The sequence below is a fragment of the Rhizobium sp. BK661 genome (assembly GCF_024808825.1).
GTDB lineage: Bacteria > Pseudomonadota > Alphaproteobacteria > Rhizobiales > Rhizobiaceae > Rhizobium.
Window position 1 is genome coordinate 136,604 of the sequence record NZ_JANTYT010000002.1, and the last position, 22,361, is coordinate 158,964.

The following is a 22,361-nucleotide window of genomic DNA, read 5'->3' on the forward strand; positions in this document are numbered from 1 at the left end:
CGACCATGAGCAATTCCAAGAATCTGATCGATACCGAACAGCGCCTGGGCGCCCACAACTACAAGCCGCTCGATGTCGTGCTGACCCGGGGCGAAGGTGTCTATGTCTGGGATACGGACGGCAAGCAGTATCTTGATTGCCTATCGGCCTATTCCGCAGTCAACCAAGGGCATTGCCACCCCAAGATCCTGGCGGCAATGGTCGAGCAGGCCGGCAAGCTGACGCTGACCTCGCGTGCCTTCCGCAACGACCAGCTCGCGCATCTCTACGAGGAACTCGCGGCGCTGACAGGCTCGCATAAGATCCTGCCGATGAACTCGGGCGCCGAGGCTGTCGAAACCGCCATCAAGGCTGTGCGGAAGTGGGGCTACGAGGTGAAGGGCGTGCCTGAGGGCAAGGCCGAGATCATCGTTTGCGCCGACAATTTCCATGGCCGCACGCTAAGCATAATCAGCTTCTCGACCGACCCCGACGCCCGTACCGGCTTTGGCCCCTACACGCCCGGCTTCCGGACAATACCTTTCGGCGACGCCGACGCATTCGCTGCCGCCATCAACGAGAACACGGTCGCAGCGCTGATCGAGCCGATCCAGGGCGAGGCCGGTGTCATCATCCCGCCGTCAGGTTACTTCAAGCGCGTGCGCGAACTCTGCACCGAAAACAAGGTGACTCTGATCCTTGACGAGATCCAGACTGGCCTCGGACGCACCGGCAAGCTATTGGCCGAAGAGCACGAGGGAATCGAGGCCGACGTCACCCTGATCGGCAAGGCGCTCTCCGGCGGCTTCTATCCGGTTTCAGCGGTGCTTTCCAATTCCGAGGTGCTTGGTGTTCTGAAGCCTGGGCAACATGGCTCGACATTCGGCGGCAACCCGCTTGCCTGCGCCGTGGCGCGCGCCGCGCTCAAGGTGCTGACCGAAGAAGGCATGATCGAGAACGCCGAAAAGATGGGCAACTATTTCCTGGAAGGGCTGCGCTCCATCCGCTCCAACATCGTCAAGGACGTGCGCGGTCGCGGACTGATGATGGCGGTCGAGCTCGTGCCGGAAGCCGGCGGCGCCCGCCAGTATTGCTACACCCTCAAGGATCGCGGCCTACTCGCCAAGGACACCCACGAGAACACGATCCGCCTCGCCCCGCCGCTGGTCATCACCAAGAGCCAGGTCGACTGGGCCGTCGAGCAGATCGAGAAGACCCTCGCCTGAGGCAGCGAACGGACAATGCGGCGGGAAGGTCATCCCGCCGTTTCCACGTAGCTTCTCCTCATTCCGAGATCCAACCCAACCGAGCGCCTGACCAGAAATCAGCTGCCTCAGTTTAGATTTGGGCAACACTCTTTCGTTAAGGTCCGGAGTAACCGTATCGTTAATCCTTCCTCGGGAGACACGCGCGGTTTGAAGGCAAAGTCCATCCGCGCCAATGGTGGCGCGGTTGCTTCTGCCCTGGCTTTTGACGGTTGGGACAATACTCATGGCTACGATCAATTCCACGAACTTCAGCGGCGATACGCTGGAGATCATTGCCTTCAGACTGCACGATCAGGAATTCTGCGTTAAGACGACGACAATTCGCGAAATCCGCGGCTGGGCACCATCGACACCGATTCCGCATGCGCCGGCGGACGTCATCGGCGTCATGAACCTCCGCGGCTCCGTCATCCCGATCATCGACCTCGCGTTCAAGCTCGGCATGAAGAGCACCGTGGCCAACGAGCGCAGCGCCATTGTCGTGGCCGAGGTCCACAACATGGTCATCGGCATGCTGGTCGATCGCGTCTCGGATATCCTGACGATCTCTTCCAGCCAGGTGCAGCCGGTTCCGGAAGTCACAGCGTCCTTTGACCGGGCTTATTGCGAAGGTATCATCGCCTCCGAAAATGGCATGATCTGCTTCCTCAACCTCGCCAAGATGTTCAAGGAAAGCGAAACCGACGAGCTCGCCGCCTGACACCATCACTGGACCCAAAGATAAAAGCCCCTCTTCGAGAGGGGCTTTTTGTTGACAGATACAATCATTATAAGAAATCGATCACAAGTTCTACTGTAGAACGAATATTAAATTCGCTATTTCTTATACATATCTCATTAACCGCCCCCACTTCATCATCGGTTGTGAAGTCGCTGGTTATTCTCCCTCTATAGTAGGCGCCGCAGGACGGATCGGTCTCCCTTGTGTATCCCTTGAGGTTAATGTGCCCGCGAGCTTCTTCACTGGCTGACGCCGAAATCGGCGCCTGCATCACGAGGGATGGGGAATGTTCGGTCTATCGCCTGATTCTAAGTATGTTCTTGATGCCATTTCGAAGTCACAGGCCATCATCGAGTTCGACCTGAAGGGCAACGTACTCGCGGCCAATGAGAATTTCTGTGGTGCGCTTGGCTACAGCCTACCGGAGATCGTCGGCAAACATCACAGCATGTTCTGTGATCCAGCTTACACCGCCACTGCGGAATACCGCGAATTCTGGGCCCGTCTCGGCCGTGGCGAATATGATGCCGGCGCCTACAAGCGGCTTGCGAAGGGTGCCCGCGAAATCTGGATCCAAGCCTCCTACAACCCGGTCTTCAAGTACGGCAGGCCCTACAAGGTCGTCAAGTTCGCGGCTGATATCACGGACGTGAAGAAGAAGTCCATCGACGATGCGGGCAAGCTGGATGCCATTTCGCGGTCTCAGGCTGCCATCGAATTTACCCCTACCGGCGAAATCCTGACGGCAAACGAGAACTTTTGCAGTGCGATGGGTTACTCGCTCACTGAGATCACCGGCAAGCATCACGGCATGTTCTGTGACCCGGCGTATACCCGGACGGAGGAATACGCAAACTTCTGGCGCCGTCTCGCACAGGGCGAGTTCATCTCCAACGAATTCGTTCGTTACGGCAAGGGCGGCAAGGAAATCTGGATCCAGGCAGCCTATAACCCAATCAAGGACGCAAACGGCAAGGTCTACAAGGTCGTGAAGTTTGCGACCGACGTAACCCAACGAATGAGCGCGATTAGCCAGCTCGGCGAAGCGCTGCGCCATCTCTCCGAAGGCGATCTGACGAAAACGGTCGACTTGCCCTTCGTGCCGTCGATGGAACAGCTTCGCCATGACTTCAACGCGACTGTCATCAAGCTCGCCGAGACCGTGAAGACCATCGGCGAAAGCGTCCATGCGATTGCCGCCGGCTCCCGTGAGATCGGTTCCGCCGCCGATTCGTTTTCAAAGCGTACGGAACAGCAGGCCTCATCGATTGAGGAAACCGCTGCGGCGCTCGAAGAGATCACCACCACGGTCAATGACTCCAGCCACCGCGCCGACGAAGCTGGGAAACTGGTTGCCAAGACGAAGCAGGGTGCCGAACAATCCGGCCTGGTTGTCCGCAATGCCGTCTCTGCCATGGACCAGATCGAGCAATCTTCACGTGAGATCACCAATATCATCGGCGTGATCGACGACATTGCTTTCCAAACCAATCTCCTGGCGCTGAACGCGGGCGTCGAAGCAGCCCGCGCCGGTGAGGCTGGCAAGGGCTTTGCCGTCGTCGCTCAGGAAGTCCGCGAACTCGCGCAACGCTCGGCAAGTGCGGCAAAGGAGATCAAGTCCCTGATCACGACGTCAAGTGAGCTGGTGAGAAACGGCGTCAATCTGGTCGGCGAGACCGGAAAGGCGTTGGAGACGATCGTGGCGCAGGTTGGCGATATCAACGTGAATGTGGCAGCGATCGTCGAAGGCTCCAAAGAGCAGGCGACCGGTCTCAAGGAAATTAATCAGGCCGTTAATTCCATGGACCAAGCAACACAAAAGAATGCAGCCATGGTCGAAGAGAGCACGGCAGCAAGCCACAAGCTGGCTGGCGAAGCGGAGGCACTGCGCCGGCTGCTGGCTCAATTCCGCCTTGACGAAGCCCATAGTCCAAGGACCGTGCAGAAACATCCGGCCTCTCCGGCACGTCATCTGATCGCTCGCGTTGCCAAGGCGCATGGGGCCGCCCTTCCGGCCGTCGGCAGCTGGGAAGAATTCTAGATCACCCAAAACGCTCGATTAAAAACGGCCGGCAGCGAAACTCGCTGCCGGCTGTTCTGCACCCACCGAAGCACTCTAGTGCGATACTGTCGCCGCAGCCTCGGGGCGTTTGATCAAAGGGGCGGCCTGCACGACGAGCGGATTGAGGCCATGGCTTTCCCGTTCCATGATCTCGAACAGTTGCCGCCGCATGCGCGGCTCCCAGAATTTGTTGATATGCGTCGCCACACCCTCCGCGGCTTCGCTCTCCGGCTGGCTCTTGAAGAACGTCGCGATCTGATTGGCCATATAAACCAGTTTGGACTGCGTATCATGCGACATCGGAGATGGTTCCCGGTTGGATGCGCTGTGGATGCGTGAAAACTTCGAAATCCTCGCCGCGCACCAAGGCGACGAGGGTCATGCCGGCCTCATCGGCCGTTCGGATGGCAAGCGCGGTCGGTGCCGAGATAGCCACGAGCACCGGACTGCCGAGGATGGCCGCCTTCTGCACCATCTCGACGGACAGACGGCTGGTGACGGCGACGATGCCCTCAGCTCCCGGCTGCGGTTGGGCAATCACCGCGCCGCAAAGCTTGTCGAGTGCATTGTGACGACCGACATCTTCGCGCACCGCAAGTAGTCCCTTGCCCGGCACGTAGAAGCCGGCTCCATGTACCGCGCGCGTTTCGCGATGCAGCGGCTGTGCGCCATTCAGCAGCGAAACGGATTCGATGATGTCTCGATGGGTAATCTTAAGAGGGACTGCCGCCACATCGGGCACCTTGCGAACAGCCTGTTCGATCGACTCTATGCCGCAGAGGCCGCAGCCGACCGGTCCGGCCATGCTGCGTCTCCGTGCTGTCAGTGCCGTAGCGACCTCATCGACCAGCGTGATCTGAACGTCGATGCCCTTATCGCCCGCGACAATCTCGACTCCCGCGATCTGATCGACTTCGGAAATGATCCCCTCGGTGAGGCTGAAACCAATCGCAAAATCCTCGAGGTCCGCAGGTGTTCCCATCATCACCGCATGCGTGCTGCCACCATAGGAAAAGGCGATCGGCACCTCCTCCGGAACGATCCGCTCGCCGGGCGTGACGACACCGCCGCTACAGGCGGTGCGCTTCACGGCAACGCGGTTCGGCCGGTCAATCGTCACTCTGCGGGCTCCAGTTTGCTGACGATCCGACGGCTCTGCCGTGCCTGCTCGTCGTAGTCACGTTGCCAATCGGTCGGGCCGTTCGAGGGCGAAACCTGCACAGCCGTGACCTTGTATTCCGGGCAGTTGGTGGCCCAGTCGGAGAAATCTGTCGTGATGACGTTCGCCTGCGTGTCTGGATGGTGGAAGGTTGTGTAGACGACACCGGGCGCCACGCGATCGGTGATCAGCGCGCGCAGGGTCGTATCGCCCGAGCGGCTCATCAGCTTGATCCAGTCGCCATCGCGAATGCCGCGCTGTTCGGCATCGTGTGCATGGATCTCCAGACGGTCCTCCGGATGCCAGACGACGTTTTCTGTACGGCGCGTCTGCGCGCCAACATTGTACTGACTGAGGATGCGGCCCGTCGTCAGCAGCAGCGGGAAGCGCGGCCCGGTCCGCTCATCGGTTGCAACGTACTCGGTGCGGATGAACTTGCCCTTGCCGCGGACGAAGCCATCGACATGCATGATCGGCGACCCCTCGGGATGCGCTTCGTTGCAGGGCCATTGCACAGAGCCCATCTTGTCGAGATAGTCGTAGGAGACGAGCGCAAAGCTCGGCGTCGTCGCGGCGATCTCGTCCATGATCTCGGAAGGATGCGTGTAGTTCCAACCAAGGCCCATGGCCTGCGCCATCTTCTGCGTGACCTCCCAATCGGCATAGCCGTTGCGGGGGCTCATGACCTTGCGAACGCGGTTGATACGGCGCTCGGCGTTGGTGAACGTCCCATCCTTCTCCAGGAAGCTGGAGCCCGGCAGGAAGACATGCGCGTAGTTCGCCGTCTCGTTCAGGAAGAGGTCGTGAACGACGACGCACTCCATGGCGGCAAGGCCGGCCGCGACGTGCTTCGTATCGGGGTCTGACTGCAGGATATCCTCACCCTGGACGTAGAGGCCCTTGAACGACCCATCGACCGCTGCATCCAGCATGTTCGGAATGCGCAGCCCCGGCTCATTGCTGATCTTGACGCCCCAGAGCTTCTCGAAGATGTCGCGCGTCGCGTCATCGGAGATGTGACGATAGCCGGGCAGTTCGTGCGGGAAGGAGCCCATGTCGCACGAACCCTGAACATTGTTCTGGCCGCGCAGTGGATTCACACCGACGCCGGGACGACCGATATTGCCGGTCACCATCGCAAGGTTGGCGATCGCCATGACAGTTGTCGACCCCTGGCTGTGTTCGGTTACACCGAGACCATAATAGATTGCGCCATTACCGCCCTTGGCATAGAGACGCGCAGCGCCGCGCACGCGATCGGCCGGGACGCCGGTGAATTTCTCCGATGCTTCAGGGCTGTGATGCGGTTCGGCGACGAAACTTGCCCAGTCCTCGAATTCGGACCAGTCGCAACGCTCGCGAATGAAGGCCTCGTTGAACAATCCCTCGGTGACGATGACATGCGCCAGCGACGTCAGGATCGCGACGTTCGTGCCGGGCTTCAACGGTAGATGATAGGACGCCTCGACATGGGGCGAACGCACGATATCGGTGCGGCGCGGATCGATGACGATAAGCTTGGCGCCCTGACGCAGCCGCTTCTTCAGGCGCGAGGCAAAGACCGGATGGCCGTCGGTCGGATTAGCGCCAATGATGACGACGACGTCGCTCTGCTCGACGCTGTCGAAGTCCTGCGTGCCGGCGGACGTGCCGAAAGCCTGGCCGAGGCCGTATCCGGTTGGCGAATGGCAGACGCGAGCGCATGTATCGACGTTGTTGTTGCGGAAGCCGGCACGCACCAGCTTCTGAACCAGATAGGTCTCCTCGTTCGTGCAGCGAGACGAGGTGATGCCGCCGACCGAGTCGCGGCCATACTGATACTGGATGCGGCGGAATTCGGAGGCGACATGCGCGAAGGCCTCGTCCCAGCTCACTTCGCGCCAGGGATCGGTGATCTTCTCGCGGATCATCGGATTGAGGATGCGCTCCTTGTGGCTGGAATAGCCATAGGCGAAGCGCCCCTTGACGCAGGAGTGGCCGCGGTTCGCCTGCCCGTCCTTCCAAGGCACCATGCGCACCAGCTCTTCGCCGCGCATCTCCGCCTTGAAGGAGCAGCCGACGCCGCAATAGGCGCAGGTCGTAACGACGGAATGCTCCGGCTGGCCGATCTCGATGACCGACTTTTCGATTAGCGTCGCTGTCGGGCAGGCCTGCACGCAGGCGCCGCAGGAAACGCATTCAGACGAGACGAAATCCTCATGCATGCCGGCCGAAACGCGCGAATCGAAGCCGCGGCCCTCGATGGTCAGTGCGAACGTACCCTGGACTTCCTCGCAGGCGCGCACGCAGCGCGAGCAGACGATACACTTCGCGGGATCGAAGGTGAAATAGGGGTTTGATTCGTCCTTCGGCGCCCATTTGAGATTGAGGTCGCCGTTGTTGCGCGCTTTGACGTGATTGTCGCCATCATAGCCATAGCGCACGTCGCGCAGGCCGACGGCTCCCGCCATGTCCTGCAGCTCGCAATCGCCGTTGGCAGCACAGGTCAGACAGTCGAGCGGATGGTCGGAGATGTAGAGCTCCATCACGCCCTTGCGAACGTCCTTCAGCCGGTTCGTCTGCGTCGAGACCACCATGCCCGGCGCAACGGGCGTCGTGCAGGACGCAGGAAGGCCCGCGCGCCCCTGGATCTCGACCAGACAGAGCCGGCAGGAGCCGAAAGCATCCATCATGTCGGTGGCGCAGAGCTTCGGAATTTCGATACCCGCATCCATCGATGCGCGCATGACGGACGTTCCCTCGGGCACAGTCACCTGGTTGCCGTCGATGGTGAGCGTCACCATCGTTTCGGAGGTCGAGGCCGGCGTGCCGTAATCGGTTTCATGGACGAGAGGCATGGTCTTACTCCGCCGCTTCGATGAGAGGTGTGGGAACGAAATCTTCGGGGAAGTGCGTCATCGCGCTCATGACCGGATAAGGCGTGAAGCCCCCGAGCGCGCAGAGCGACCCGAATTTCATGGTGTTGCAGAGATCGGCAAGCAGCTCGCGATTCTTTTCCGGTTCGATGCCGCGGGCAATCTTGTCCGCCGTTTCGACGCCACGCGTCGAGCCGATGCGGCAAGGCGTGCACTTGCCGCAGCTTTCGACGGCGCAGAATTCCATCGCGAAGCGGGCCTGCTTCAGCATGTCGGCACTTTCGTCGAAGACGACGATCCCGGCGTGGCCGATCAACCCATCCTTCGCCGCGAAAGACTCGTAGTCAAATGGCGTATCGAACAGGGCGCGCGGGAAGTACGCGCCAAGCGGACCGCCGACCTGAACTGCCTTCACCGGCCGCCCGGATGCGGTTCCGCCAGCAATGTCATCGATCAGCTCGCCGAGCGAAATGCCGAATGCGGTCTCGAACAGACCACTATGTTTCACATTGCCGGCGATCTGGATCGGAATGGTGCCGCGTGAGCGGCCAAGGCCGAAGTCGCGGTAGTAGGCTGCTCCCTTGTCCATGATCACGGGCACGGAAGCGAGAGAAATGACATTGTTGATGACGGTTGGACAGTCGAAGAGGCCCTTGTGGGCCGGTAGCGGCGGCTTGGCGCGCACGATGCCGCGCTTGCCTTCAAGGCTGTTCAGGAGCGCCGTCTCCTCGCCACAGACATAAGCGCCCGCGCCGGTGCGGACTTCCATATCGAAGGTCTTGCCCGAGCCCAAAACCGACGTACCGAGGATGCCGGCACTGCGCGCGATATCGATTGCCCGGCTCATCGCCGCGATCGCATGCGGATATTCCGACCGCGTGTAGATGAAGCCCTTGGTGGCGCCCGTCGCAAGGCCGGCAATCGCCATGCCTTCGATCAGCACGAAGGGATCGCCTTCCATGATCATCCGGTCGGCGAAGGTGCCGCTGTCGCCTTCGTCCGCATTGCAGACGATGTATTTGCGCTCGCCAGGCGCGTCGAGCACCGTCTTCCACTTGATACCAGTCGGGAAGCCCGCGCCACCGCGGCCACGCAGGCCGGAATCGGTAACTTCCTTGACGACATCAGTCGGCAGCATCGAAACCGCGCGACGCAGGCCGGCGAGGCCACCGTGAGCCTCGTAGTCATCAAGCGAGAGCGGATCAGTGATGCCGCAGCGGGCAAAGGTCAGGCGTGTCTGGCGCTTGAGGAACGGCAGTTCGGCCACTTCGCCAAGACAGAGGGGATGACCCTCGCCCGTGGCCAAGCCCGCATCGAACAGCGAAACGACATCCTTCACCTTGACGGGACCGTAACCGATGCGCTTTCCGGAGACTTCGACCTCGACCAGCGGCTCCAACCAGTGCATGCCGCGCGAGCCATTGCGCACGATCTTGGCATCGAGGCCACGAGCGGCAATCTGCTCGGCGATCGCTTTAGCGACGCGTTCTGCACCCAGCGCCAGGGCCGCCGCATCACAGGGAACATAGATCCGGACGGTCATCGACGTGCCTCCGAAATCAGCGCCTCGAGATCGGCGGCGTCTACTCGGCCATGTACCTCGCCGTCCATCATCGCGGACGGCGAGCACGAACAGAGCCCAAGACAGAAGACGGGCTCGAGGGTGATCGCTCCGTCAGGCGTCGTGCCGTGCCAGTCGACGCCAAGCAGAACCTTCACGCGCTCGGCCAGCGCGTCGCCACCCATCGATTGGCAGGCTTCTGCACGACAGAGCTTCAGCACATGCCGGCCGGCGGGATGATCGCGATAATCATGATAGAAGCTGACGACACCATGCACCTCGGCGCGCGAAAGGTTCAGCTCGTTCGCGATAACGGGCAACGCCTCTTGCGGGACATAGCCGAACTCATCCTGAATCTCGTGCAGGATCGGCAGCAACGGCCCTTCGAGATGCTTGAGTTGATCGATGATCGCGATCGTGCGCGTTGCGATATCGCCCTTGGCGACGTGGATGTTCATCAGCAGCCCTCCCACGGCCTGCAAATTGCACGTGGCGACGCTGGGCAGGCGGGCTTTCCTCAGAACCCTATGGCCGACAGAACCGCTCACGTCTGTTCATTATAGAACTTTCTCAGGGATGGACGAAGCGATCAATAATGCTGCTCCGTCAAACGATAGGAGATTCCTATCAGAATTCCGGTTCTTCGGCGAGAATTCGGGCCTCATGCAACAGAGCCGAGACCAACGGCGTGAACGGCTCACGATGCGTCGCAACCAGGCCGACAAGGTGATGCGCTCGCGGCTCGGTGATTGGAATCATCCGTATTTCTGCCGGAAAGCCAAAGGATTTCGCGACATTGCGCGGCATGATGCTCGCCCAGCGCCCAGTACGAACATGGGAAAAGAGCACGATCATCGAGTTTGACTCGAGCGTCGGATGTGCCGTAACACCGGCTTCAGCCAGGTGATGATTGATGATACGGCGGTTCTGCATGTCCGCCGTCAATAGGCAAAGCCGAAGACTACCCACTTCCTTCCAGGTAACGCTATCGCGATCGGACAAAGGGCTGCCGGCGGCGGTAATCAGGTTGTACTGCTCGGCATAGAGCGGCACGCTCGTCACCCGCCCAAGGGGCTCATTCTCCAGATAGGTGATCCCCGCATCAATCTCGAGATTTTCCAGCATGCTGAGCACCTGCAGGGAATTGCGGGAGACGATGGAAAACGTCACATCGGGGTGCCGCTCCTGAAATGGCGTCGTAATGCGCGGCAGCATCGCCAGCGCTGTCGGGATGACGGCGATCTTGATATGGCCTGAAAGCCCCTTGCGCGCCGCCCGCATCTCCTCGCGCATCGTGCGGGCATCGCCGACAATGCGCCGCGCCCATTCGAGCACGCGTTGGCCCTCAGGCGTCAGCCCCTGGAAGCGCGAGCCGCGTTGCACCAGCATCACGCCGAGCTGATCCTCGAGCTGACGAATGGCGGCGGACAACGTCGGCTGCGAAATACCGCATTCCTCGGCTGCGCGGCCGAAATGTTTCTCGTTGGCGAGCGCGATAAAGAATTCCAGCTTGTCGATCATCCGGCCTCCGCGCCGAACTGCGGCACACCGTCATCTTCACGTCCAGCGGACCGGTCCGCAAGGCCGGTTGTCAGTTGTCCTGCTTCCCCGGAAACATCGCCAACAGGAAACGTAGCAGCCCCGTCGTATCGGGATGGGCAACACTGTAATAGATGAGACGTCCGTCCCGGCGGCTGGAGACGAGACCATCCAAACGCAAGCGCGCCAGCTGCTGCGACACCATTGCTTGCTGAATGCCAAGGCTCTCCTCGAGCTCGCCCACAGTCTTCTCTCCCTCCGTCAGAAGGCAGAGAATGATCAGCCGCGTATGATGGGAAAGTGCCTTGAGAAAGTCGCTCGCTTCCCGCGCTCTAGCAGAGAGCTTCTGCAGATCCCGATCGGCCATGCCCGATCCCGGTGTAGGCAAATGCATTCTTTATCTCTGGTTGCATAAACAATATGTATGAAGCGTGACAATAACATATTCGCAGCAACCAGCTGTTTGGATCTGTCAAAATGCCAAAAAAAGTCCCGCCAGCTCAGCAGATCAGCTGGCCACCATTGATCTCAAGCACTTGACCCGTGATGTAACCGGAAAGCGAAGGCGCCGAAAGGAAGAGATAGGCGGGTGCGCAATCTTCCGAGGTGCCCAATCGCTGCAGCGGAATGGTCTTGCGGGTCTGCTCAAGCTTTTCTGCCGACGAATACCGTTGGTGGAAGTCGGTTTCGATCGTTCCCGGTGAAACGCAGTTGACGCGGATGCCGTCCGGCGCGAGCTCCCTTGCTAGCGCCTTCGAATAGGTTGCTACAAATGCCTTCGACGCCGAGTAGATCGCGGAACCGGGGCTGCCGCCCGTCAGCGCCGAAATCGAGACCGTGTTGACAATCGCCGCCTGCTGCGATGCACGTAGCGCCGGCAAAAGAGCTCGCGTTACCTCAACCACCGAGGTCTGGTTCAACCGGACGATCGTCTCGTATTGCTCGTCGGTCAACGCATCGGCGGGAAAGCGTCCGACCATGGTGCCGGCATTGTTGATCAATGCGTGGACGCGATCGAACGTGGCGCGCACCTTTTCAGCGAATCCTGTCGTGCCACCCGGTGTCGAAAAATCGGCTGTAACAAGAAACGCCCGGCGGTCCTCCTCCGCCGTCAGCAAGAAGTCCGGCAAATCACGCTCGGCGCTTCGCCCGAGGTGCACCAGCACGCGGGCGCCGCAATCGAGAAATTGCCGCGCGACTTCGAGGCCAATGCCCCTGCCGCCGCCGGTGACCACCACATTGCGGCTTTCGAACAGCTTGGGGTGAAACATTCATTCCTCCGGGACGCGCCGTCTACGGCTTCCATAGTGTGTTAATACGCAAGGGGAACGTCACTTAGACGTCGTTGGTTTCCAGCAGACGCGGACCCGGCCCATCTTTAGCCAGCCGGTCATACGGATTGCGCAGTGGGCAGCTTTCAACCGAGAGGCAACCACAGCCGATGCAATCCGTCAACCGATCGCGCAGGGCGACGAGCCGATCAATGCGAACATCGAGGTCTTGCTTCCATAGGAGGGACAGGCGCTGCCAATCGCCAGCGGTCGGCGTGCGGCCCTGAGGCAATGTTTCGAAAGCCGCCTGAATCTCCGCCAGGGGGATGCCTACGCGCTGCGCGACCTTGATGATCCCGAGGCGACGAAGCACATCACGGCCGAAGCGGCGCTGGTTGCCACGCGAACGAATACTGGAGATGAGACCCTTCGCTTCGTAGAAATGCAGCGCAGAGACGGCAAGACCGCTGCGCTCCGCGACCTCGCCAACCGTCAGCAGCTTTCGGAACGGATTGGGGGAGCCCTCTTCCATGACATCGACCTCAATGTAACTTGAGGTGTTGTAGCCGAACGTTCGCGTGACCGAAAGGCCATCGGAACACCGGGAGCCAAGGGGTCCCGGAAAACAAAAAGGCGGCCCTAAAAGGCCGCCTCATGACACCGTGACGGGCACGGGTTAGTCTTGGTCGATCACACCCCGAAGGTGCGTCAGTTCCATGATGTAGTGTTCGAGGCGCGACTTGTGCTCGTGATGAACGGCATCTGCGATTTCTCTTTGTGCCGCCTCAATGCGCAGCGTCAGTTCGTCCTTGGAGAGATCCTGAACAATGACGGCAGACTCTGCCAGCAGCGTGCAGCCTGTCGGCAGAATGTCGGCGAAACCGCCGAAAACAACGTAGTCCTGCTTCGAGCCGTTGGCCGAACGAACGCTGACGATGCCTGGCTTGATCGTCGTCATCGTCGGGGCGTGGTTCGCCATAACGGTCATCTCGCCGTCGGTTGCCGGAATGACAACTTCGGTCACCATCTCCGAAAGGAGCAGACGCTCGGGAGATACGAGTTCAAAATTGAAATTGTCAGCCATCAGTGACTTACCTTCTCGGCAGCTTCTGTATCTTGCAAATTGGTCCCGCAGAACGGGCAGTGCACTATCGCTTGATCAAGATACCCAAGACCCTCTTCGGTCTGGATCAATCCCACCACCATCATCATCTTGCCGTCGTCCGATCTGTAGATCGTCGGGGCAGCAGGGGCGGGAAGCTCTGCTGCGACCTCCCGAAGGGCGTCGCAGCAGAAGATCTCGTTGAGAGCGTCGCTCATCAGGCAGCTGCGGACAGCTTCTTGGCCTTCTCGATAGCTTCTTCCATCGAGCCGACCATGTAGAAGGCAGCTTCCGGCAGGTGGTCGTATTCGCCGTTGACCAGGCCCTTGAAGCCCTTGATCGTGTCTTCGAGCGCTACGAGCTTGCCCGGCGAACCGGTGAAGACTTCAGCGACGAAGAACGGCTGCGACAGGAAGCGCTCGATCTTGCGGGCGCGGGCAACGGCCAGCTTGTCCTCTTCGGACAGTTCGTCCATGCCCAGGATCGCGATGATGTCCTGCAGGGCCTTGTAGCGCTGCAGCGTCGACTGAACCTTACGAGCCACTTCGTAGTGCTCTTCGCCGACGACGATCGGGTCGAGCATGCGCGACGTGGAGTCGAGCGGGTCAACGGCCGGGTAGATACCCTTTTCAGCGATCGAGCGCGACAGAACGGTCGTTGCATCAAGGTGGGCGAACGACGTTGCCGGAGCAGGGTCGGTCAAGTCGTCGGCCGGAACGTAAATGGCCTGAACCGAGGTGATCGAGCCCGTCGTCGTGGTCGTGATGCGTTCCTGCATCTGGCCCATGTCGGTGGCGAGCGTCGGCTGGTAACCAACGGCGGAAGGAATACGGCCGAGCAGAGCCGACACTTCCGAACCTGCCTGGGTGAAGCGGAAGATGTTGTCGACGAAGAACAGAACGTCCTGGCCCTTGTCGCGGAAGTCTTCAGCGATCGTCAGACCGGTCAGAGCGACGCGAGCGCGAGCGCCCGGCGGTTCGTTCATCTGGCCATAAACGAGGGCTGCCTTCGAGCCTTCGCCACCGCCATGCTTGTTGACGCCCGACTCGATCATTTCGTGGTAAAGGTCGTTGCCTTCGCGGGTACGTTCACCCACGCCTGCGAAGACCGAGTAACCACCATGCGCCTTGGCGACGTTGTTGATCAGTTCCATGATGAGAACGGTCTTGCCAACGCCCGCGCCGCCGAACAGGCCGATCTTGCCGCCCTTTGCGTAAGGAGCGAGAAGGTCAACGACCTTGATGCCGGTAACGAGGATCTGTGCTTCGGTCGACTGGTCGACGTAGGCAGGCGCATCCTGGTGGATGGCGCGCTTGCCTGATGTAACGAGTGGACCAGCTTCGTCAACCGGCTCGCCGATGACGTTCATGATGCGGCCGAGCGTTTCCGGACCAACCGGAACAGTGATCGGGCCACCGGTGTCGGAAACCGACTGACCGCGAACCAGACCTTCGGTCGAGTCCATGGCGATCGTACGGACTTCGTTTTCACCAAGATGCTGCGCCACTTCGAGCACGAGGCGGTTGCCGCCGTTCGTGGTTTCGAGCGCGTTCAAGATCGCCGGCAGTTCGCCTTCGAAAGCAACGTCCACGACGGCGCCGATAACCTGCGTAACCTTGCCGGCGGAGCCTGCCGCGGCCTTCTTGGGGGTAGCTGCCTTAGCCATCTTCTTACCCTCTTTCCCTAACCTCAGAGCGCTTCCGCGCCCGAAATGATTTCAATGAGTTCCTTGGTGATCTGAGCCTGGCGCTGACGGTTGTAGGAAAGCGTCAGCTTGTTGATCATTTCACCAGCGTTGCGCGTTGCATTGTCCATGGCGCTCATCTTGGCACCCATTTCACCGGCGACGTTCTCAAGGAGCGCGCGGAAAATCTGGACCGAGATGTTGCGCGGAATCAGATCCTCGAGGATCGATGCCGGATCCGGCTCGTATTCGTAGACTGCGCCGGCATGCTCCGCATCCTGGACAACTGCCGTGGGGGCCGATGCCGGGATGAGCTGCTGTGCCGTCGGAACCTGCGAAATGACCGACTTGAATTCGGAATAGAACAACGTGCAGACGTCGAACTCGCCGGCTTCGAACATCTCGATGACGCGCTTGCCGATCTGATCCGCATTCTCGAAGGAGACCTTCTTCACGTCGCGCAATTCCTTGCGCTCGGCGATGAGCGAGGCGAATTCACGGCGCAGAACGTCGTAACCCTTCTTGCCGACGGTGAAGAACTTGACGGTCTTGCCTTCAGCAATGAGCTTGCGAGCGTGATCGCGCGCGAAACGCGAGATCTGCGAGTTGAAGCCGCCGCACAGACCGCGCTCGGCAGTGCAGACGACCAGCAAGTGAACCTGGTCCTTGCCGGTGCCGGTCATCAGCGCAGGCGCACCGTCGGCTTCCGTCATCGCACCGGCGATGTTTGCCAGAACGGCACCCATGCGCTGCGAGTACGGACGGGCGGCCTCGGCCGCCTCCTGGGCACGCCGAAGCTTCGCCGCGGCGACCATTTTCATCGCCTTGGTGATCTTCTGCGTCGCCTTGACGGAGGCGATCCGGTTTTTCAGATCCTTAAGTGAAGGCATCCGTTATCCGTCCTTTGGGGTCCGATTAGGCGAAGGACTTCGCGAAGCTATCGACGGCAGCCGTGAGCTTGCCCTTCGTATCGTCGCTGATTGCCTTGTCCGTGCGGATCGTGTCGAGGATAGCCGAGCCTTCCGAGCGAAGGTACGACAGCAGGCCCTGTTCGAACTTGCCGACCTGGTTGACCGGGATCTTGTCGAGGTAGCCGTTGACACCTGCGAAGATGACCGCAACCTGCTCTTCCGTCTTCAGCGGCGAGAACTGCGGCTGCTTCAGGAGTTCGGTCAGGCGTGCACCGCGGTTGAGCAGGCGCTGCGTGGAAGCATCGAGGTCCGAACCGAACTGGGCGAAGGCGGCCATTTCGCGATACTGGGCGAGTTCGCCCTTGATCGAGCCGGCGACCTGCTTCATGGCCTTGACCTGAGCGGCTGAACCAACGCGCGAAACCGACAGACCGACGTTAACGGCCGGACGAATGCCCTGGTAGAACAGGTCGGTTTCGAGGAAGATCTGGCCGTCGGTGATCGAGATCACGTTGGTCGGAATGAACGCCGAAACGTCGTTGCCCTGGGTTTCGATGACAGGCAGAGCCGTCAGAGAGCCAGCACCCTTCTCGTCGGAGAGCTTTGCAGCGCGCTCGAGGAGACGCGAGTGAAGGTAGAAAACGTCGCCAGGATAAGCTTCGCGGCCCGGCGGGCGGCGCAGCAGCAGCGACATCTGGCGATAAGCAACAGCCTGCTTGGACAGGTCGTCGTAGCCGATCAGCGCGTGCTGACCGTTGTCGCGGAAGAATTCGCCCATCGTGCAGCCGGCGAACGGTGCCAGGTACTGCATCGGAGCCGGATCGGAAGCCGTTGCAGCAACGACGATCGAGTACTTCATTGCGCCGCGTTCTTCGAGAACCTTGACGAACTGGGCAACGGTCGAACGCTTCTGGCCGATAGCGACGTAGACGCAGAACAGCTTGTCGCCGTCCGGGCCGTTGTCGTGAATGGCCTTCTGGTTCAGAATCGTGTCGAGAATGATCGCGGTCTTGCCGGTCTGGCGGTCACCGATGACGAGCTCGCGCTGGCCACGACCGACCGGGATGAGCGCGTCGATGGCCTTGAGGCCGGTCGACATCGGCTCATGAACCGACTTACGCGGAATGATACCAGGAGCCTTGACGTCGACGCGCGCACGGCGGGTCGCGTTGATCGGGCCCTTGCCGTCGATCGGGTTGCCGAGAGCGTCGACAACGCGGCCGAGCAGCTCCGGACCAACCGGAACGTCAACGATGGCGCCGGTCCGCTTGACGGTGTCGCCTTCCTTGATGTCGCGGTCCGAACCGAAAATAACAACACCGACGTTGTCCGATTCCAGGTTCAGCGCCATACCACGGATGCCACCGGGGAATTCGACCATTTCGCCTGCCTGAACATTGTCCAGACCGTAAACGCGAGCGATACCGTCACCGACGGAGAGAACCTGACCGACTTCCGAGACTTCTGCCTCTTTACCGAAGTTTTTGATCTGGTCTTTGAGAATTGCGGAAATTTCCGCAGCGCGGATATCCATCAGCCGACCTCTTTCAATGCAAGCTTAAGGGTAGAGAGTTTTGTACGAAGAGACGTATCAATCTGACGGGACCCGACCTTCACGATCAGACCACCAAGAATTGACGGATCAACCGTGACGTTGATCGCCACGTCTTTGCCGGTGACGCCCTTGAGCGCCGCCTTCAATTCAGTTTCCTGCGCTGCAGTGAGCGCATGCGCCGCAGTAACGTCGGCAGTGATTTCGCCACGCTGGTTTGCAGCAATGATGCGGAAGGCCTTGATCATGCCCGGGAGGGCAAAGAGGCGACGGTTACGCGCCACGACCTTCAGGAAATTCGCGAAGAAGCCGCTGATGCCAGCCTTCTCACTGATGGCAATGATTGCCTTGAGCTGATCGTCGGCCGAGAAAACAGGGCTCGAAACGAAACGCTTCAGGTCTTCGCTCTCGTCGAGCATCGCCTGGAACCGATCGAGGTCCTTGGTGACGACCTCAACGGCGCCCTGCTCGAGCGCAAGCTCGAACAACGACGAGGCATAGCGCTCTGCAACACCAGAAGTAAGCTGGGATGTGTCTGCCACTGGCCCAAATTTCCCTGATTTCAACCCAAGAATCCGGTCCTCGGCGGGCGCCTGACCTATAATCTTGAATTCGTTATGATTTCCCCCAGAAATCGCAAGAAAAGCCTCTTGCTTCTTCCGAAATTCGGGGTCCGTCTAACATAGGATGTTCGGACTCGCAACACGCGTAACGCCCGAATACTGCTTTCCTATCGATTTCTAACGCAAAAATGCTCGAGCCCCGGCAGGGAAGAGCTTAGCGCGAGCGATATCCGCTCAACTCAAGCGGAAAAGAAACCGAAAACATAGGCGAGAGGAAGCGCCGCCAGAATGATTTGCACAACCAGGAGTAAATAGTTGAGAATTGTGCTCCCCTTATCTGAAAGGAGCGAAATGATGCGTGCAAACGCCGCCATGGCGAAGGCGCCGCCGAGCGCCATGTAGATCCAGTTCTGCGCCAGCATGATGGCCGAGAGGCCGAAGCCGAGATAGAAGCCGCCGACGGAGCGTTGCTCCGCATAACCGTCACGCCGACCCTCGCGAGGCATGATGCCGAACAGCCGCATCGCGTATCCCGGCGCAAACATGATGACAAAGCCCACAAGCGCCGTGAAAGCGGCCGCTCCGAAGGCGAGTTGTTCGCCAAACTCCGTCGGAAAATAAAAATCCATAGTCGACCCCGAATCCCCTGCTTCGCCGTCCTTATGGCATGATTGCCGTGCCGGACAAAAGCCCGCAAGGCAGCGATCTACAGGAAGCTTTGAGGGTCGACGTCGAGCTGTACATGCACCGACCCACGCTCCTTCGGCGCCTGCGCAAGCATAGTCCTCAGAAACGCCTGCATGTCGGAGTTCCGCCGCCCGTGTACGAGAAGCCGAAAGCGATAGCGGCCGCGCACCAGGGCAAGTGGCGCTTCCGCCGGGCCGAGGACGGCGATGCCAGAGACATGAGGTGCCGCGTTCCTGATCCCGCGGGCATGGTTTTCCGCATCGTGGCGCGCTTCCGCCGAGACGATGATCGATGCCAACCGTCCGAAAGGGGGAAGAATGGCGCGCTCGCGTTCGGCGATCTCGCGTTCGTAGAATGCGCTCGCATCGCCGGAGACGATCGCTTGCATAACCGGATGCTGCGGCTGGTAGGTCTGTAACAGTCCGTGGCTCTTCAGGCCGGTACGCCCGGCGCGGCCTGTCACCTGCGACAGGAGCTGGAAGGTCCGCTCGGCGGCGCGTGGATCGCCGTTGGCAAGGCCGAGGTCGGCATCGACGATGCCAACCAGCGTCATCAGCGGGAAATTGTGACCCTTGGCGACAAGCTGCGTCCCGATGACGATATCGGCCTCGCCCTTGGCGATGGCTTCGAGCTCAAGACGCAACCGTTTGACGCCGCCCATCATGTCGGACGAGAGCACGATCGTCCGTGCCTCGGGAAAATGACGTTCCACCTCTTCGGCGATACGCTCGACGCCCGGCCCGCAGGCAACGAGGTGATCAAGTGTGCCACATTCGGGACAGGCTTCCGGCGTCCGCTCGGCATGACCGCACTGATGGCATTGCAGCTGCCTCTTGAATCGATGCTCGACGAGCCAGCTGGAGCATTGCGGGCATTGGAAGCGGTGACCACAAACGCGGCAAAGCGTCAGCGGCGCGTAGCCCCGCCGGTTCAGGAAAAGAAGCGCCTGTTGCTGCTTCTCAACCGTCTTGCCGATCGCTCGAATCAGCACTGGCGAGAGGAAGCCGCCGCGCTCGGGCGCATGACGGCGCATGTCGATGAGATGCAGATCCGGCAGCGCCGCGTCACCGAAGCGGGTCGGCATGTGAATGGTGCTGTAACGCCCGCTCTGCCCATTGACCTGGCTCTCGACCGACGGCGTGGCCGAAACCAGAACCACCGGGAAATCGCCAATGCGGGCGCGCACGACCGCCATGTCGCGCGCATTGTAATAGACACGATCTTCCTGCTTGTAAGCGGGATCGTGTTCTTCATCGACGATGATCAGCCCAAGGTCCTCGAAAGGCAGGAACAGCGCCGAGCGCGCGCCGGCGACGACGCGAACCTCGCCCGTGACTGCCTGACGCCAGACCTTTTCGCGCATGCGTGGCGCCAGATCGGAATGCCATTCCGCCGGCTTGGCGCCGAAGCGATCCTGGAACCGCTCCAGAAAGCTGGCCGTCAAGGCAATCTCCGGAAGGAGAATCAACACCTGCTTGCCGCGCTTCAGCGTTTCCGCGATCGCTTCGAAATAGACTTCGGTCTTGCCCGAACCGGTAACTCCGTCGATCAGCGAGACTGCGAACTCGCCCTTTCGAACTTCGGAGAGGATCTCGTTCGCCGCTTCCTTCTGGGGACCTTCGAGCCGCGCGGCCACAAAATCCGGATCCGGTCTGGCGACCACTGGCGGGGGCGGCAGGAACACCGTCTCGAAAATGCCCTGACTGATCAAACCATCAACGACGCTGGTCGACACACCGGCGGCGTGGGCCAGCCCGCTTCGCGTCCAGGACAAGCCATCCCCGGCAATATCCAGCACCCGGGCGCGCGCCGGCGTCATCCGTTCCGGCGCGCCGCCGGCGAAGCGCAATCCCTCCACCATCGGCTCGGGCTCGAAGGCGTTGGGTGCACGCAGCGCCATCCGCGCCACGAGCCCAGGTGGAGAAAGTGTGTAACTCGCCACCCAGTCGATGAAATCGCGCATCTCCTTGGTCAGCGGCGGGCAATCGAAGACATGACTGATCGGCCTGAGCTTCTTCGGGTCGACACCGTCCTCGCCACCGTCCCAGACGACGCCGATCACCTGCCTCGGACCGAGCGGCACCTGCACGACCGAGCCGGGCTCGACCGCCATCCCTTCCGGCACTGCATATGAATATGGCTTCGGCGCGGGCATGGGAACGAGCACCGGAACCGTACGGTTTGCCGGCGGCGCCTCAAACAACGCTCCAAAGAGATCTGACGAATCTGTGCTCATCGGGCGTGACCATGCCCGGATCGACACGAAAAGAAAACCTGTAAGACTGGTGCCACCGGTTTACTCGTCGTCATCGATAACGCCCGTTAGCCGCATGCCCTCGATCCACGTTGCGCCGTCCTGCCGCACCACGTGGCGAGCACGGGCACCGCATTTTTCGCGCACGGCGGCCGCCAGCGCTTCGGAATGCGTAACGATCCAGATCTGGCTGCTGCTGGCGGCCTCCGCGATCATGTCCGCCAGAGGGGGCAGCATGTCGGGATGGAGGCTTGCCTCTGGTTCGTTGAGCGCAATCAGCGGCGGCAGCCGATAGGACATCAGTGCGGCCGCAAGTCCCAGAAAGCGGATCTGTCCGTCCGACAGCTCGCGCGGCTTGAACACCCGATTTGGAAACTCGGAAAAGGAAAGGCCGAAAGACGCCGTCTCCTCGGGCAGCGGCATAACGAGCCGCGCACCGCCAAGGGCCGCGGCCACGGCACGATCGAGATCGACCGTATCCTCCCGCGTATGCGCCAGCGTCGCGAAGACGGCAGCAATGTTGCTGCCATCCTCATCGAGCAGCGGCGCGGTGACAGCAAGACAAGGGGAGCGCAGTGGTGACAGGCGATCAGTCCGGAAGCCGTGAAAGAAACGCCAGCCGTCGATTGCACGGCGGAACGTTCCGATCTCGGGATACTGGCCGGCATCACCGAGCAGCGCGATCGCGGTTTCCGATGTCAGCGCCTGCTCCGGATAATCCTGCATCCGCCCATTCGGTCCACGAACCGAAATGGCCGGGCCGGCACGCTTCATCATCGTCACCGGCCGCGTTCCCGTCTCGATCGACAACTCTTCAGCCTTGATCTGAGGCTCAAAGGGAAATCCCGCCGCAGCCGCCGGCGGCCGCAACCCGGCCTCGACGCGATAACGGAAGGTAATCGCTCGTTCCTCGTCGACAAGTTCGGCTTCCAGGCGAATCCGGAAGGGTCCGTCGGCATCCCGGCGCGGGCCCGACCACAGCGCCGAAAACATCCCGCCCTCGGCGGCGATCTCATGCGCCAGGCGCCCTCGCGTTGCCGCTTGGATGAGCTGGAGAGCGCGGTAGAGGTTGGATTTTCCGACGCCGTTCTCGCCGATGAAGAGGTTAATCCCGGAAAGATCCATACGGATCGATCGCAGGGACCGGTAATTCTGTGCAAACATCGAGCGGAGCAGCATGCCTCGCTTTAGCC

General features: G+C 60.6%; 21 protein-coding genes. 3 read left to right on the top strand and 18 right to left on the bottom strand.

Annotated elements, in window-relative coordinates; genetic code table 11:
• Positions 1–5: 5 nt before the first annotated feature.
• The 3 genes from rocD to FHX16_RS06990 all read left to right on the top strand — a co-directional run bounded on the left by rocD (position 6) and on the right by FHX16_RS06990 (position 4,009).
• Positions 6–1,205 carry an ornithine--oxo-acid transaminase gene (rocD, locus tag FHX16_RS06980; RefSeq protein ID WP_183755213.1) on the top strand — a complete coding sequence of 400 codons (1,200 nt, stop codon included), beginning with the start codon at positions 6–8 and terminating at the stop codon, positions 1,203–1,205.
• A 265-nt stretch (positions 1,206–1,470) separates the two neighbouring features.
• Entirely contained in the window at positions 1,471–1,947 is a 477-nt protein-coding gene (locus tag FHX16_RS06985) for a chemotaxis protein CheW (protein ID WP_183863682.1), read from the top strand.
• Between the two features lie 307 nt (positions 1,948–2,254).
• Positions 2,255–4,009, top strand: a complete 1,755-nt coding sequence (locus tag FHX16_RS06990; protein ID WP_183863683.1) for a methyl-accepting chemotaxis protein — start codon at positions 2,255–2,257, stop codon at positions 4,007–4,009.
• A 75-nt stretch (positions 4,010–4,084) separates the two neighbouring features.
• On the opposite strand, the gene FHX16_RS06995 is transcribed toward FHX16_RS06990, so the two are convergent.
• The 18 genes from FHX16_RS06995 to FHX16_RS07080 all read right to left on the bottom strand — a co-directional run bounded on the left by FHX16_RS06995 (position 4,085) and on the right by FHX16_RS07080 (position 22,347).
• Positions 4,085–4,330, bottom strand: a complete 246-nt coding sequence (locus FHX16_RS06995; RefSeq protein ID WP_016556555.1) for a formate dehydrogenase subunit delta — start codon at positions 4,328–4,330, stop codon at positions 4,085–4,087.
• Positions 4,320–5,120 carry a formate dehydrogenase accessory sulfurtransferase FdhD gene (gene fdhD, locus FHX16_RS07000; RefSeq protein WP_405049268.1) on the bottom strand — a complete coding sequence of 267 codons (801 nt, stop codon included), beginning with the start codon at positions 5,118–5,120 and terminating at the stop codon, positions 4,320–4,322. Before fdhD ends, FHX16_RS06995 begins: the two co-directional genes overlap by 11 nt.
• 26 nt (positions 5,121–5,146) lie before the next feature.
• Entirely contained in the window at positions 5,147–8,026 is a 2,880-nt protein-coding gene (fdhF, locus tag FHX16_RS07005) for a formate dehydrogenase subunit alpha (protein WP_259126868.1), read from the bottom strand.
• A gap of 4 nt (positions 8,027–8,030) precedes the next feature.
• Positions 8,031–9,587 carry an NADH-quinone oxidoreductase subunit NuoF gene (locus tag FHX16_RS07010; RefSeq protein ID WP_183863685.1) on the bottom strand — a complete coding sequence of 519 codons (1,557 nt, stop codon included), beginning with the start codon at positions 9,585–9,587 and terminating at the stop codon, positions 8,031–8,033.
• On the bottom strand, positions 9,584–10,063 hold the full coding sequence (locus FHX16_RS07015; protein ID WP_183755208.1) for a formate dehydrogenase subunit gamma: 480 nt from the start codon (positions 10,061–10,063) through the stop codon (positions 9,584–9,586). The genes FHX16_RS07010 and FHX16_RS07015 overlap by 4 nt, the downstream gene beginning before the upstream one ends.
• A gap of 169 nt (positions 10,064–10,232) precedes the next feature.
• Positions 10,233–11,126 carry a LysR family transcriptional regulator gene (locus tag FHX16_RS07020; RefSeq protein ID WP_183755207.1) on the bottom strand — a complete coding sequence of 298 codons (894 nt, stop codon included), beginning with the start codon at positions 11,124–11,126 and terminating at the stop codon, positions 10,233–10,235.
• A 70-nt stretch (positions 11,127–11,196) separates the two neighbouring features.
• Positions 11,197–11,538 carry a helix-turn-helix transcriptional regulator gene (locus FHX16_RS07025; protein WP_183863686.1) on the bottom strand — a complete coding sequence of 114 codons (342 nt, stop codon included), beginning with the start codon at positions 11,536–11,538 and terminating at the stop codon, positions 11,197–11,199.
• 106 nt (positions 11,539–11,644) lie between these two features.
• Positions 11,645–12,415: an SDR family NAD(P)-dependent oxidoreductase gene (locus FHX16_RS07030; protein ID WP_183863687.1), complete on the bottom strand. Its 771-nt coding sequence runs from the start codon at positions 12,413–12,415 to the stop codon at positions 11,645–11,647.
• 64 nt (positions 12,416–12,479) lie between these two features.
• Positions 12,480–12,947 (bottom strand): redox-sensitive transcriptional activator SoxR, encoded by a 468-nt coding sequence (gene soxR / locus FHX16_RS07035; protein ID WP_016556563.1) that lies wholly within the window; start codon positions 12,945–12,947, stop codon positions 12,480–12,482.
• Between the two features lie 144 nt (positions 12,948–13,091).
• Complete coding sequence (locus tag FHX16_RS07040) at positions 13,092–13,499, bottom strand: F0F1 ATP synthase subunit epsilon (protein ID WP_016556564.1); 408 nt, start codon at positions 13,497–13,499, stop codon at positions 13,092–13,094.
• The gene (locus FHX16_RS07045) at positions 13,499–13,735 is read right to left on the bottom strand and encodes a hypothetical protein (RefSeq protein ID WP_016556565.1); all 237 of its coding nucleotides are present in this window, start codon (positions 13,733–13,735) and stop codon (positions 13,499–13,501) included. Before FHX16_RS07045 ends, FHX16_RS07040 begins: the two co-directional genes overlap by 1 nt.
• A complete protein-coding gene (gene atpD, locus FHX16_RS07050; protein WP_183863688.1) occupies positions 13,735–15,183 on the bottom strand; it encodes a F0F1 ATP synthase subunit beta in 1,449 nt (482 codons plus the stop codon). The genes FHX16_RS07045 and atpD overlap by 1 nt, the downstream gene beginning before the upstream one ends.
• A 23-nt stretch (positions 15,184–15,206) precedes the next feature.
• Positions 15,207–16,091 carry a F0F1 ATP synthase subunit gamma gene (locus FHX16_RS07055; RefSeq protein WP_183863689.1) on the bottom strand — a complete coding sequence of 295 codons (885 nt, stop codon included), beginning with the start codon at positions 16,089–16,091 and terminating at the stop codon, positions 15,207–15,209.
• 25 nt (positions 16,092–16,116) lie between these two features.
• Positions 16,117–17,646: a F0F1 ATP synthase subunit alpha gene (atpA, locus tag FHX16_RS07060; RefSeq protein ID WP_016556568.1), complete on the bottom strand. Its 1,530-nt coding sequence runs from the start codon at positions 17,644–17,646 to the stop codon at positions 16,117–16,119.
• Positions 17,646–18,206 (bottom strand): F0F1 ATP synthase subunit delta, encoded by a 561-nt coding sequence (locus FHX16_RS07065; RefSeq protein WP_183863690.1) that lies wholly within the window; start codon positions 18,204–18,206, stop codon positions 17,646–17,648. The genes atpA and FHX16_RS07065 overlap by 1 nt, the downstream gene beginning before the upstream one ends.
• A 260-nt stretch (positions 18,207–18,466) precedes the next feature.
• Positions 18,467–18,856, bottom strand: coding sequence for a DUF4345 domain-containing protein (locus FHX16_RS07070; protein WP_183755201.1), 390 nt, complete (start codon positions 18,854–18,856; stop codon positions 18,467–18,469).
• 77 nt (positions 18,857–18,933) lie between these two features.
• Positions 18,934–21,150 carry a primosomal protein N' gene (locus tag FHX16_RS07075; RefSeq protein ID WP_183863691.1) on the bottom strand — a complete coding sequence of 739 codons (2,217 nt, stop codon included), beginning with the start codon at positions 21,148–21,150 and terminating at the stop codon, positions 18,934–18,936.
• Positions 21,151–21,210: 60 nt separating this feature from the next.
• Positions 21,211–22,347: an AAA family ATPase gene (locus tag FHX16_RS07080; protein ID WP_183863692.1), complete on the bottom strand. Its 1,137-nt coding sequence runs from the start codon at positions 22,345–22,347 to the stop codon at positions 21,211–21,213.
• Positions 22,348–22,361: the final 14 nt, after the last annotated feature.